Source organism: Dehalobacter sp. DCM, from assembly GCF_024972775.1.
GTDB lineage: Bacteria > Bacillota > Desulfitobacteriia > Desulfitobacteriales > Syntrophobotulaceae > Dehalobacter.
Map to the genome: position 1 here is coordinate 955,089 of NZ_CP092282.1, position 12,248 is coordinate 967,336.

At 44.7% G+C, this 12,248-nt stretch carries 12 protein-coding genes; 9 read left to right on the forward strand and 3 right to left on the reverse strand.

From position 1 onward, the window contains the following. Positions 1 to 254: 254 nt before the first annotated feature. Entirely contained in the window at positions 255 to 1,160 is a 906-nt protein-coding gene (locus tag LPY66_RS04710) for a selenium metabolism-associated LysR family transcriptional regulator (RefSeq protein WP_337986943.1), read from the reverse strand. A 180-nt stretch (positions 1,161 to 1,340) separates the two neighbouring features. On the opposite strand from LPY66_RS04710, the gene LPY66_RS04715 reads away from it, so the two are divergent. The 8 genes from LPY66_RS04715 to LPY66_RS04750 all read left to right on the forward strand — a co-directional run bounded on the left by LPY66_RS04715 (position 1,341) and on the right by LPY66_RS04750 (position 10,214). Further along, positions 1,341 to 2,120 carry an acyl-CoA dehydratase activase gene (locus tag LPY66_RS04715; RefSeq protein ID WP_337986944.1) on the forward strand — a complete coding sequence of 260 codons (780 nt, stop codon included), beginning with the start codon at positions 1,341 to 1,343 and terminating at the stop codon, positions 2,118 to 2,120. Between the two features lie 77 nt (positions 2,121 to 2,197). Further along, positions 2,198 to 3,340, forward strand: coding sequence for a double-cubane-cluster-containing anaerobic reductase (locus LPY66_RS04720; RefSeq protein ID WP_337986945.1), 1,143 nt, complete (start codon positions 2,198 to 2,200; stop codon positions 3,338 to 3,340). 408 nt (positions 3,341 to 3,748) lie between these two features. Further along, the gene (locus tag LPY66_RS04725; RefSeq protein WP_337986946.1) at positions 3,749 to 4,645 is read left to right on the forward strand and encodes a DUF3102 domain-containing protein; all 897 of its coding nucleotides are present in this window, start codon (positions 3,749 to 3,751) and stop codon (positions 4,643 to 4,645) included. Between the two features lie 396 nt (positions 4,646 to 5,041). Further along, entirely contained in the window at positions 5,042 to 5,308 is a 267-nt protein-coding gene (locus LPY66_RS04730; protein WP_337986947.1) for a metal-sensing transcriptional repressor, read from the forward strand. 95 nt (positions 5,309 to 5,403) lie between these two features. Beyond that, entirely contained in the window at positions 5,404 to 7,863 is a 2,460-nt protein-coding gene (locus LPY66_RS04735) for a heavy metal translocating P-type ATPase (protein ID WP_337986948.1), read from the forward strand. A 14-nt stretch (positions 7,864 to 7,877) separates the two neighbouring features. Further along, a complete protein-coding gene (locus tag LPY66_RS04740) occupies positions 7,878 to 8,096 on the forward strand; it encodes a heavy-metal-associated domain-containing protein (protein ID WP_337986949.1) in 219 nt (72 codons plus the stop codon). Between the two features lie 173 nt (positions 8,097 to 8,269). Then, the gene (locus tag LPY66_RS04745) at positions 8,270 to 9,265 is read left to right on the forward strand and encodes an HD-GYP domain-containing protein (RefSeq protein WP_337986950.1); all 996 of its coding nucleotides are present in this window, start codon (positions 8,270 to 8,272) and stop codon (positions 9,263 to 9,265) included. Between the two features lie 172 nt (positions 9,266 to 9,437). Then, positions 9,438 to 10,214 carry a tRNA threonylcarbamoyladenosine dehydratase gene (locus tag LPY66_RS04750; protein ID WP_337986951.1) on the forward strand — a complete coding sequence of 259 codons (777 nt, stop codon included), beginning with the start codon at positions 9,438 to 9,440 and terminating at the stop codon, positions 10,212 to 10,214. A 2-nt stretch (positions 10,215 to 10,216) separates the two neighbouring features. Here LPY66_RS04750 and LPY66_RS04755 read toward each other — a convergent pair whose 3' ends face one another. Continuing rightward, positions 10,217 to 10,711, reverse strand: a complete 495-nt coding sequence (locus LPY66_RS04755; RefSeq protein ID WP_337986952.1) for a BON domain-containing protein — start codon at positions 10,709 to 10,711, stop codon at positions 10,217 to 10,219. An 89-nt stretch (positions 10,712 to 10,800) separates the two neighbouring features. Beyond that, a complete protein-coding gene (locus tag LPY66_RS04760) occupies positions 10,801 to 11,052 on the reverse strand; it encodes a hypothetical protein (RefSeq protein ID WP_337986953.1) in 252 nt (83 codons plus the stop codon). A 380-nt stretch (positions 11,053 to 11,432) separates the two neighbouring features. On the opposite strand from LPY66_RS04760, the gene larE reads away from it, so the two are divergent. Further along, positions 11,433 to 12,248, forward strand: coding sequence for an ATP-dependent sacrificial sulfur transferase LarE (gene larE / locus LPY66_RS04765; protein ID WP_337986954.1), 816 nt, complete (start codon positions 11,433 to 11,435; stop codon positions 12,246 to 12,248).

Here is a 12,248-nt window from a genome sequence, read left to right on the forward strand (position 1 = left end):
GTCCGATAGCGGTATCTCGGTCCCCAACCTCCGAAGAAAACGGGAAATCCAAATGGAAAGCCAAAGAAAAACATGCAATATCCCCCCTATTGATCACATGGAAAAATTAACCATCTGGTATACTATATGGTTACCGGGGGTAGAAATTATCTTGTCTTTATCCATATAACAGATTTCTGTTGAAAAACACAACGCTATTGCAGTAACGACCTTTAGTAGGCATTACAGGCTATTTATGAGCGAACGATTAACAATTATAGCATCTCTGTAATGAGACTGCGCTTTGTCATGCTGAATTCGATAAACGCTTGAGCCCAAGGGGATAGCGTCCTTTTTTTATGATATGCAAAGTATAATATTCGCTTCTCGGGAAGCTCAACGACTTCGCTGGCGTTGAGCTTTTTACTTCTGACATAGTCTGCGGCGGCAATTTCGGAAATAATGGATATGCCGATTCCTTCTTTAACGCCTTCTTTAAGGGCTTCCAGATTGTTGAAGTAGCCTATTGTTTTCAGATGAGAAAGATTTATACCATACAGAGCTAGCATCCTAACGAGGTTAGCTTGTGTACCTGAATCGGATTCCCGGAAAATAAACGGATGATTTTTCAATTCTGTCAACGAAATCCTGGGTGGCAAAAGCAAATCACTTGCAGAAATCAGGACTAATTTTTCTTCGATATAAGGTAAATAGACCAGCTGGTCTTCCTCGTATTGCTTGCCGAGCATGCCGATTTCGGCATCGCCGTTGATGAGTTTTTCAGCAACAGACTCAGAACCACTTTGCACTACGGCGAAGCGGATCCCGTTGTATTTCCCTAAAAACTGAGAAAGAAGACGCGGGAGTAGATAATGAGCAGGAACACTGCTGGCTGCGAATCGTAAATGGCCTTCTATTGTTGGTGCCCCGTCTTTCATTTCCCAAAGGGCTCTATCCTTCAAGTTAAGAATCTCTATAGCCCAGGGATAGAGCTTTTCGCCAAACGGTGTTAAAACAATCTCTTTGCCAAGACGATCAAAGAGTTTACTGCCAAAGTATTTTTCCAAATTGCTGATATGTGTACTCACCGTTGATTGGCTTAAAAACAATGCTTGAGCCGCTTTAGAAAAACTATTTTTTTCGGCAACCTGTTTGAAAATTTCCAATTGATGGAGCAGCATCAGCAATCTCCTTTCTAAAGTAGAGAAAATAGTGCGTTGATAAATCTAATAGTATTGCTTTTAACGATAGATATCAATCCTATTTATAGATATCTTGTATTTAATATTTTCTGGACAGATTGATATAATGAATGGAGTCTGACTGGGACTCACAAATAGCAGGATAAAAGGGGATCAGCTATGACACTGACAGTTGGTATTGATATAGGGTCTGTTTCTACAAAAGGTGTACTTTTTGATGGAAAGCAATACGAACACCGAATTATTCCCACAGGTTGGAGCCCTTCCCAGGCGGGTAAGGACGTGTTAGCTCGTCTCCTGGAACCACAGGGACTCAGTCCGGACAATATCGACCGAATCGTTGGCACAGGTTACGGACGGATCCAGGAAGGGATGTTTGATCAAACCTACAGTGAAATTACCTGTCATGCCCGCGGGGCCCATTTCCTGTTTCCGGGAGCCGGCGGCCTTATTGATATCGGCGGTCAAGACAGTAAAGTCATCTCTTTCGGGGAAAGAGGAAAGGTTTTAGACTTTGTCCTCAATGACAAATGTGCGGCAGGAACGGGCAGGTTCCTTCAGGTCACGGCGCAGGCGCTGGGGCTCGAAGTATCGCAGCTGGCAGAGCTTGCTGAGGGGGCTGCTCCTGCAGCCATTAACAGTATGTGCGCTGTTTTTGCTGAGTCAGAGATCATCGGTTTACTGGCACAAGGGATACCGGTGGAAATGATTGTTTCCGGATTACTCCATTCTATTGCCAAACGCATCACTATCATGTCCGGGAAGATCCGTTTTCAGGATACGATTGTATTCTGCGGCGGGGTCGCTCAAAATACGGTTTTGCAGGATTTGATCCGCCTGGAAATTGGCTGCAGGCTCGCCGTTCCATCCTGCCCGCAGGCGGTTGGGGCCCTGGGTGCTGCGGTACTTGGTCATGACCAAATAGGAATACCATGTTAACACGAAACCGATAAATGCTTACGGCTGTAAGGTTAAAACGATGGTAAGAATACAAAACACGAGGAGGAATAAGATCTATGCGTGCTCAAACCATGGCTTACTTCGACCAGCTGATTCCAAGCGGGATGGTAATGGCAAAGGAAGCAAAGGAACAAGGTAAAAATGTTGTCGGTTACTATTGTGTTTTTTCTCCAATCGAACTGATTGAGGCAGCGGGTGCCGTACCGGTTGGTCTTTGCGCCACGAAACTGGAACCCATCGCTGAGGCGGAAAAAGTATTGCCCCGCAACCTTTGTCCGTTGATCAAATCCAGTTATGGCTTTGTTGTCAGCGGTAAATGTCCTTTCTTTCACTTTGCGGATATTGTTTTAGCCGAGACGACCTGTGACGGCAAAAAGAAAATGTATGAACTTTTGTCGGAACATAAGCCGATGCTTGTTCTGGATATTCCCAATAGTTTCACTTTGGAAGATAAACAGGAACATTGGGTCAAACAGATCTATCGGGCCAAGGATTATTTCGAGAAGAATCTGGGAGTCCAGATCAGCAAAGAGAAGCTTTCCGAAGTAATCACGATCTATAATGAAGAAAGAAAACTTCTGATGGAATTAGTCGGTCTTAACAAACAGCATCCGACACCGATTTCCGGAACGGACCTATTGAAGGTTTTATGGGGAAAGAGCTTCCAGTTTAAACGCGAGGAATATACGGCGAAAGTCAACGAATTGATTGCGGAATTAAAAGAAATGACTGCCCGAGGTGAGAGTGTGTCTCAGCCCTCCAGTAAACGTATCCTCATCACCGGTTGTCCGACCGGAACGGGTCAGGAAAAAGTCATGCAGATCATTGAAGAAGCGGGTGCGGCTGTTGTCCTTCAGGAATCCTGCAGCGGGATCAAAGGGCTGGTCGATCTGGTTTCGGAAGATATGGACCCGTTTGAAGCCTTAGCTGAAAAATACAGTAAGATTCCCTGTTCCTGCAGTTCCCCGAATACAGGTCGGTTAGAACTGCTCAGCCGACTGGTTGACGAATACAACGTGGACGGGGTAGTGGATATTACCCTTCAGGCCTGCCATACGTATAATATCGAGTCGTACTCCGTTAAGGAACATCTGAAAAAGAACCATAATATCCCCCTGCTGCAGATTGAGACAGATTACAGTGACGCTGACCGCCAGCAAATTAAGCTGAGAGTCGACGCTTTTCTGGAGATGCTGTAAAATGGCGGTTTGCAGTAAGTATGTGCTAGAAAAGTAAACCGTTCTTAAATATCTAGACAATTCTTAATAAATAAGACCCTCATCCTTTTGAAAACAATTTATTGGCAAAAGGGTGAGGGTCTTAATCATCATACTTTCATTTCGTTGATAATTATATACGCATGCCAATTGGTACATAAAACAGATAGAGTTTAATCACGGTTAACAGGATAATGAAGACGGCATGTGGCAGTAGGCCAGCGGTGTTACTCTTTGTCGAAGATGGCCTTGCCTTCTGCAAACAAATGGAACAGTGATTAATGTGTGATCAAAATGTGAAACGTCAATTTTTGATAAAAGCAGAACCCTCACCATCCGCAACCTATCTGCGTATGCTGTGTTTAGGCAAATAATGAGAGGATGGGCGGTATGGATAATCCGGCTAATGAACGCACGCCGCAGCTCATTGCGGCTGAAATAAATATGATCACCAGCCAAACAAAAAAAATTCTGCTCAGCAGCGCCGTAGAAATTGGCCGCCGTTTGCAGGAGGCCAAGGAACTGCTCAAACACGGAGAATGGGGTAAGTGGCTGGAAGAGTCTGTGAGCTATTCCCAGAGCACAGCTAACAAGTTGATGCGCCTGTACGAAGAGTACGGGCCCAAACTGCTTTCCACCTCTATCGTAGATGGCAGCTCAAATTCGGAATTGATTCCGAATTTGACTTACACTCAAGCCATTCTCCTGCTGGGATTACCGGCAGAAGAGCGGGAGGAGTTTCTGGCGCAAAATGATGTCTGCAGCTTGACAACCCAGGAGCTGCAGCAGGCGCTTAAGGACAGGGACCAAGCCAATCAGGCAAAGGACCAGGCGCTTCAGGAAAAGGAAGTGGCATGCCAGGAGAATGAAGTGCTAAAAAAAGGCCTGGAGACTATCGACAGCACAATCTCCGAATTAAAAAAGGAGCAGGCTAATACCCTGTCAAGGCTGACGAATCCGGAAAATGTCAAAGCAGAAGCTCAATCTGCCAACAATGCCTCCTCTGCCGGTAATGCCCCCTTTGCAACGACAGCCCCTTTTACCCACAACCTTAAAACCGAGCGCGCCCCCGACGATCACATCAAGTATGTAGAACAATGCGACGCTTACTGTAAAACAATTGCCGATACCTTCTTCGCTCTGACGACGGCACTTACCAATCTGGCTCATCTCGATCCGAAGCTGAAAGAAGAAAAAAGAAAACAAGCTAATAAGCTGATTAACTACATGGCGGAGACGGTTAAAGAGTGGCCGCCTCCCAGAAAGCCCCTTCGGGGTAATTCCTGATTTTTGCAGCAGAAAAGCAAAATTATCTTTTTCAGCCGCTGGTGGGAAATCATTTTCAATAACAATACAACCGAAGATGTATATCAATACCATATAAAATAAAACGCGCTCCTAATCAGGAACGCGTTTTTCACTCACTTAAGGTTTGACAGTATGTAATTTAGCATTATTTTTCATCACGCCCCTTTTTTTGAGTTCGTACACTAATGTTGTCATGTAAGTATAAAATTTGACAGGGTTAAATATTATTACTTTCGCGAAGTTAAGAAAGAATAATCCTCTAAAAACAATGCACACACGTAGAGAAGGATCCGAGCGGTTGACATACTATAAACAATTGATTATGATATTCTTACCCCTCCCCTGGTAGGGGGTGGTGAGGAAGGGTGGATAAACATGAATACGCAAAAAAACCAAGCTTTACAGGCGTTAAAAACATCGAAAGGTCAAATTGAGGCGATTATTAATATGATCGAAGATGGCAGATATTGCGTTGATGTTTCTAATCAAATCATTGCAGCGCAATCACTTTTAAAAAAAGCAAATTTGCTGATCCTTCAACAACATATGGAGCACTGCGTTACGGAAGCTTTTGAGCACGGTAACGGTAAGGAAAAGATTAGTGAGATCATGCAGATTCTTGCCAAATTGACTAACAAGTAACGATACTATCCGTACAATTCATGAATAAAAATGAATGAATCACGATGAATTACCGGATTCTAAGGTTACCATGTCTTTTTTAAGGAGGGAACAAAGTGACGTCTAAGTCGTTAAAAATAGAAGGGATGACCTGTGCCGCCTGTGCTAAAGCTGTAGAAAGAGTGACCAAAAAGCTAGATGGCGTATCGGAAACCAACGTCAACTTCGCCACAGAAAAGCTAAATATCAGCTTTGATGAAGGGATTGTTTCAGTCGCTGATATTCAGGCTGCGATAGAGAAGGCAGGCTATAAAGCAATTACCGATTCCGTCAGTAAGAACCTAAAAATAGAAGGAATGACCTGTGCGGCCTGTGCCAAAGCCGTAGAAAGAGCAGTCAAAAAGCTGGAGGGTGTAAACGAAGCCAATGTCAATCTAGCTACTGAAAAACTGAGCATCCGTTTTGAGCCTACGCAAGTCAGGATATCGGATATCAAAAAAGCGATTGAAAGAGCCGGATACAAAGCTTTGGAAGAAGATACCGCCGTTGACGAAGACAAAGTAAGAAAAGATCAGGAAAGACAGGTGCTTTGGCAAAAGTTTATTCTGTCTGCAGTTTTCACCGTGCCGCTGCTGACCATTTCCATGGGCCATATGTTTGGGGCTCCGTTTGGTTTTCATCTTCCGGATCTCATTGACCCGATGCTGAACCCGTTCAACTTTGCTCTGATCCAGTTAATCCTTGTCCTGCCCGTAATAGCAGCAGGCTATAAATTCTTTACGATTGGCTTCAAAACATTATTTAAAAGAAGCCCGAACATGGATTCTCTGATTGCGATCGGGACTTCAGCAGGGTTTTTGTATGGCGTTTTTGCTGTGGTCCAGATTTCAGCCGGAAATTCGGATTATGCCAATCATTTGTACTTTGAGGCAGCCGGTGTGATCATTACCCTGATTACCTTAGGAAAATACCTCGAATCCGTAACCAAAGGCAAGACATCGGAAGCCATTAAAAAATTGATGGGGCTTACCCCCAAGACCGCGATCATCATCAGGGATGGCCTGGAAAAAGAAATCCCCATTGACGAAGTAGAAGTTGGCGATCTTATTTTTGTCCGACCCGGAGAAAAAATGCCTGTGGACGGAAAAGTTGCCGAAGGGAGTACTTCCGTCGACGAATCCATGCTGACGGGAGAGAGCATCCCGGTGGAAAAGCATCCCGGAGACCCTATTATCGGAGCAAGCCTGAACAAAAACGGCACCATCACCTATGTTGCGACCCGGGTTGGTAAGGATACGGCACTTGCCCAAATCATCCAACTGGTGGAAAATGCCCAGGGATCGAAGGCGCCGATTGCCAAGCTGGCAGATATTATCTCCGGTTATTTTGTCCCGGTGGTTATTGGTATCGCCCTTCTGTCCGCGCTGGCCTGGTATTTCGTTGGCGGAGAGTCCGCTGTATTTGCCCTGACGATTTTTATCTCGGTACTCGTCATTGCTTGCCCCTGTGCTTTAGGACTGGCTACACCCACAGCGATTATGGTGGGGACAGGCAAGGGTGCGGAGCATGGCGTTCTAATCAAAAGCGGAGTCGCTTTAGAAACCGCACACCGCATCAATACCATTGTCTTTGATAAAACGGGGACCATTACTGAAGGAAAACCTAAAGTAACCGATGTTGTCGTCTTTGGTGGTTTATCTTCCACAGAAATTTTGCAGCTGGCTGCTTCTGCGGAAAAAGGATCGGAGCATCCGTTGGGAGAAGCCATCGTTAAGGATGCGGAATCAAAAGGACTCGGTTTAAAGAAGCTGGACGCCTTTGCGGCGATTCCTGGGCAAGGAATTCAAGTAGTGATAGAAGGGCAAACCATTCTGCTCGGCAACAAAAAACTGATGGATGAAAGCAGTGTTCCTTTGAAAGAGTTTGAAGAAGTCTCTGACCGATTGGCGGAAGAGGGGAAGACCCCCATGTACATTGCCCTGGATCGGCAGATGGCTGGGATAATTGCTGTCGCCGATACAGTCAAAGAAAACAGCCGAAGAGCCATTCACGTCCTTCATGAAATGGGCATTAACGTGGCCATGATTACCGGGGACAATAAGAGAACAGCCGAAGCGATTGCCAAACAGGTAGGAATAGACAGAACCTTAGCCGAAGTCTTGCCGCAGGATAAAGCACTGGAGGTGAAAAAGCTCCAGGAAGAAGGCTGGAAAGTGGCCATGGTGGGTGATGGGATTAATGATGCGCCGGCACTTGCCCAAGCAGATATCGGAATCGCAATTGGTTCCGGTACGGATGTGGCGATGGAATCGGCGGACATAGTGTTGATGAGAAGCGATTTGCTGGATGTCCCCACAGCGATTCAATTAAGTAAGAATACGATAAAAAATATCAAACAGAATTTATTTTGGGCTTTCGGCTATAATATCCTCGGAATCCCAGTGGCCATGGGCATCTTATCTCTCTTCGGCGGACCGTTGTTAAACCCAGTCATTGCGGCAGCGGCCATGAGTTTTAGTTCGGTTTCTGTACTACTCAATGCCCTGCGATTAAAAGACTTTAAGCCTGTAAGATAGAAAGGAGTAATACGATGAAAAAGAAAATTGTTATCGAAGGAATGAGCTGCAACCATTGTGTAAATCACGTGAAAGAGGCCTTAAGCGAACTTGCCGGGGTTACCGATGTCGCGGTGGATTTGGCTGGGAAGAATGCCGTCATCCAAACAAGCAGTGACATACCTGATGAACAGATCACCGCGGCGATTGAAGATGCCGGCTATGAAGTCAAGGGAATTGAAGCGTGGAAATAAACCATATTCATCCAAAATTCACTGCGTTATCATGACGTTTCCTTCAGGAAATCAATACCGATAGAGGAAAACAATTGTAAAATAATACCTAGAGGAATATTTCTGATTATACAGAAATAATACAGGCGAATACGTGTATTGGGGGAGGAATCCTTTTGGTACTCGAGCCAAATATGAATGTACTTCTTTCCACTCAATGGGAAATGAAGACAATGCCGGACTTGCAAAGCCTTATTGATTCTCTTCCTTTTTATGTAATCATTGTCAACGAAGACCATGAAATCGTTCTGGCAAATAAAGCCGTCGAGCAAAAGCTCAATGTGGAACTCAGAGATATTATTGGTAAGTATTGCCCCAAAGTGATTCATGGAAGTGACGGGCCTGTTCATTTTTGCCCGCTTGAAGCATCGGCTGCTCATAATAAACCTATTGAATTTGAGTATTTTGAACCGTCGATGACAAGCTGGATTTCTTCAGCAATTTACCCGATTGAAGGAATGGTAGCGAAAAATAAAAGACTGTTTTTTCATATGGTTCAGGATATCGATCAACGGAAACGGACAGAAGCGGAACTATTACAAACGGTAAAACGATTGGATAAAGTCATCCATTCTACGGTTAAAGCGATTACTAAAACGGTTGAAAAACGCGATCCATATACTTCCGGTCACCAGCAAAGAGTGAGCAGGCTTGGCGAAGAAATAGCCAAATTAATGGGCTTATCTGATGAGCAAGTGGCAGGAATCGTGGTTGCAGGACTGGTTCATGACATAGGAAAAATTGCTGTTCCTCTGGAAATTCTCAGTAAACCCGGTAAAATTAACGTTTATGAATATCATCTGATCAAAGATCATTCCGAAACGGGATATGACATATTGAAAGAGATTGAGTTTCCATGGCCCGTGGCGGAGATCGTGCTCCAGCATCACGAGCGAATGGATGGCAGCGGGTATCCCCGAGGATTGAAAGGAAATGAAATCATCCAGGAAGCCCGCGTACTCAGCGTAGCAGATGTGGTGGAGGCTATGTCATCCCATCGACCCTATCGTCAGGCTTTCGGTATGGAATTTGCACTTAATGAAATTAAAAAAAATAAAGGGATAATGTATGATCCGGATGCTGTCGAGGCCTGCCTCGAAGTGATTCAAAAGGGATTTTATTTTGCGTAGACGCCCCTGATAGGGGGTTGATTCGAAGCAATATTACCGTCGTAAAGGATTTTAATAATATCGAATAAGCCTTAACACTAATAATAACGCACAAAATCATCAATCCTATGGATAGAATGGATGGGATGATCGACAGCGATGAAATAACACAGGAATATGAGGGGACTTAACTATGCAGAATCAGTTTTCCCGGACAGAACTGTTAATCGGACAAGAAGGTCTGTTAAAACTACAGAACAGTAAAATCATCATCTTTGGTCTGGGCGGGGTTGGTTCATATACAGCCGAAGCTTTAGTCAGAGCGGGTGTAGGCCATTTTAAGCTTGTGGATTTTGATGAAATATGCTTAACCAACATTAACCGGCAGCTTCACGCTCTCCATTCCACAATTGGCAAGTCTAAGGTTGAGGTGATGAAGCAAAGGATGTTGGATATAAATCCAAAAGCAAAAATAGAGACCGTCCAGTCCTTTTATCAGGAGGAAGGTGGAGCGGGTTTCTTTGCAGAAAAGCCGGACTATGTGGTGGATGCCATTGATACGGTAAAAAGCAAAGTGAGCTTGGCCAAAGAATGCTGCCAGAGGGGGATACCCCTCATTTCCTGTATGGGAGCGGGTAATAGACTTGATGCCCTGAGCTTTCGTGTTGCCGATATCTCGAAGACAAGCGGCTGTCCTTTAGCAAAATCCGTACGGAAACTTCTGCGGGAGGAAGGAATTACGACGGGATTTAGAGTTGTCTTCTCACCGGAACCGGCGCTAAAACCGCTGGTACAGGAAAACAGCTGTGCATCCGATTGCATCTGTCCCAGCGGTGATGCCCACTGCGCCGTGAAACGTCAAATTCCTGGCAGTATATCCTATGTACCTTCAGTGGCGGGTCTTATCATGGCTGGGGAAGTCATAAACGGTCTCATCGCGGCAAATTATCATGAGGTTACACCACAATAAGACTAATCGCCGTCGTTTCGAACCTGGCTATGAAAGACGTCCTTTTCCCGATCATGGCTAACGGGGTGTACTTCGGAAATGACGCGTTTAACACCTCTTGCTCTGGAAGCAGCATTGGCTGCAGCTTTGATTTCATCTTTGTCGTCAGAACGACCAACTAAATGAACGCTGCCGTGGTAGCTTTTAGCCCCAATATGCTTTGTATCGACGCGGGGATCTGCCTGAAGTTCTTCAGCCACTTCAAACTCAACACCTCTGTCGGTGATCAGGCCATCGGTAGATATCGTCAGGCCGTTACTCACATGGACAACGCCGGGTATATTCTTGACGAACCGTTCTAATCGTTCCTTTTCCGAAAGGGTATCAACAACTCCTAATAGCTGAACTTCTTCTTCAATAACGTCAACATGGATAGCGTAGCGGTTACCAAGCTCTTCATCTTTTTCAATCGCTGCTTCGACGCTATTCTTTAATTCGATATCTTTGGAATTAGACATAGTGCGGACTCCTTTTTTACTGGCAGTATTATTGGCGTGACTACAAAAAACACTTAGACTTTGACTGCGATTTTATGGTAGCAACGACGTTATTGCAGGATCGTAATTGTTTTATTCTGGTCATCAACGTCTATATAACCATGTTCTTTTAAATTTCGAAGCCACGCAGAAATCTGCTCCATAGAATCCAGCAGGTGGTTCTTGAAGTCCACTTCAGCACCCGCAAGATTCAAGAGGGAATATACACCGGCCTCGGATGCTGTCAGAGTCTTGCTGAAAATCATGTTACGCAGAACAGTTTGGTTGATTCCCATTGAATTTTCGATATGATATTTCATCATCTTTCTTAATCTCCTTACGATGCGTATTGGTTATCTTAGTATTTGAATTCGCAGGGCATTTATTCTAAAAAATGTTCTCAATGGAAACGGTGGTGAATACGATAAATAGCCTCGATATTTTCTCAATGAAAGGAGGTGTATGCCCATGTTCACAAAACACTGGATGCTGCGCGAAACCGCTCATTGTAAAGAAGGCTGCATAATTTAGTCCCGGGGAAGACGGTAAACTCTCCGCAAGAGCCCACATGATAATGGGCTCTTTTCTATATGCGTCCGGCTGCGGTAAGTGATATCGAATGATATCGGATAGGCTGAGTATTAAGCCGAGATATTTTGTGATATAGTATATGTGTTGACCGCAGAATGAGAGGGTATGGCCCATGGATATGAATATTAAACTGGACCTGCTGCGACAGGATTTGAACCAAATGAAGTATGTCATTGTTGCTTTTTCTGGCGGAGTAGACAGCACTTTTTTATTGAAAATAGCCTACGATATACTGGGAAATAACGTTATGGCCATCACCGCCAGATCCTCGACTTTCCCAGAGAGAGAATTAAACGAGGCTATCGGTTTTTGCCGGCAGAATGGAATCCAACAACAAATAATTGATTCTGAAGAACTTGATGATCCGCTCTTTGTCAATAATCCGCCAAATCGTTGTTATCTTTGTAAGAAACAGCTGTTTGAAAAGATCTTTCAAATAGCTTCAGAAATGGGTATTCCGTATGTTGTGGAAGGTTCAAACAAGGATGATCTCAACGATTATCGGCCGGGAAGAAAGGCTTTGCTTGAATTGGGGATCCAAAGTCCGTTGCTCAAAGCAGGCTTGACGAAAGAAGAAATAAGGCAGCTATCTAAGGCCATGGGACTGGCGACCTGGGATAAACCATCTTTTGCCTGTCTCTCATCACGCATTCCTTATGGTGAAGCAATAACAAAAGAAAAACTAACGCGAATTGACCTTGCCGAACAGTACCTGGTCACGCTTGGATTTAAACAAGTCAGAGTAAGGTGCCATGGCGATCTGGCACGGATCGAGGTTTTGCCTGAGGAAAATCCACGGATTGTTGAGAAGCAGATGGCAAACGCCATCTATGCTGCCTTTGCCAAATTCGGATTCCAATACACGGCCCTTGACCTGAAGGGATATCGCAGCGGCAGTATGAATGAAGGAATTCTGGCTGATACGTGA

Coding starts and splice junctions, on each gene's coding strand:
- LPY66_RS04755 (WP_337986952.1), bottom strand. CDS start 10,711: ATGTCTAATTCCAAAGATATCGAATTAAAGAATAGCGTCGAAGCAGCG.
- LPY66_RS04725 (WP_337986946.1), top strand. CDS start 3,749: ATGGATAATCCGGCTAATGAACGCACGCCGCAGCTCATTGCGGCTGAA.
- larE (WP_337986954.1), top strand. CDS start 11,433: ATGGATATGAATATTAAACTGGACCTGCTGCGACAGGATTTGAACCAA.
- LPY66_RS04745 (WP_337986950.1), top strand. CDS start 8,270: ATGAATGTACTTCTTTCCACTCAATGGGAAATGAAGACAATGCCGGAC.
- LPY66_RS04760 (WP_337986953.1), bottom strand. CDS start 11,052: ATGATGAAATATCATATCGAAAATTCAATGGGAATCAACCAAACTGTT.
- LPY66_RS04715 (WP_337986944.1), top strand. CDS start 1,341: ATGACACTGACAGTTGGTATTGATATAGGGTCTGTTTCTACAAAAGGT.
- LPY66_RS04740 (WP_337986949.1), top strand. CDS start 7,878: ATGAAAAAGAAAATTGTTATCGAAGGAATGAGCTGCAACCATTGTGTA.
- LPY66_RS04750 (WP_337986951.1), top strand. CDS start 9,438: ATGCAGAATCAGTTTTCCCGGACAGAACTGTTAATCGGACAAGAAGGT.
- LPY66_RS04720 (WP_337986945.1), top strand. CDS start 2,198: ATGCGTGCTCAAACCATGGCTTACTTCGACCAGCTGATTCCAAGCGGG.
- LPY66_RS04710 (WP_337986943.1), bottom strand. CDS start 1,160: ATGCTGCTCCATCAATTGGAAATTTTCAAACAGGTTGCCGAAAAAAAT.
- LPY66_RS04730 (WP_337986947.1), top strand. CDS start 5,042: ATGAATACGCAAAAAAACCAAGCTTTACAGGCGTTAAAAACATCGAAA.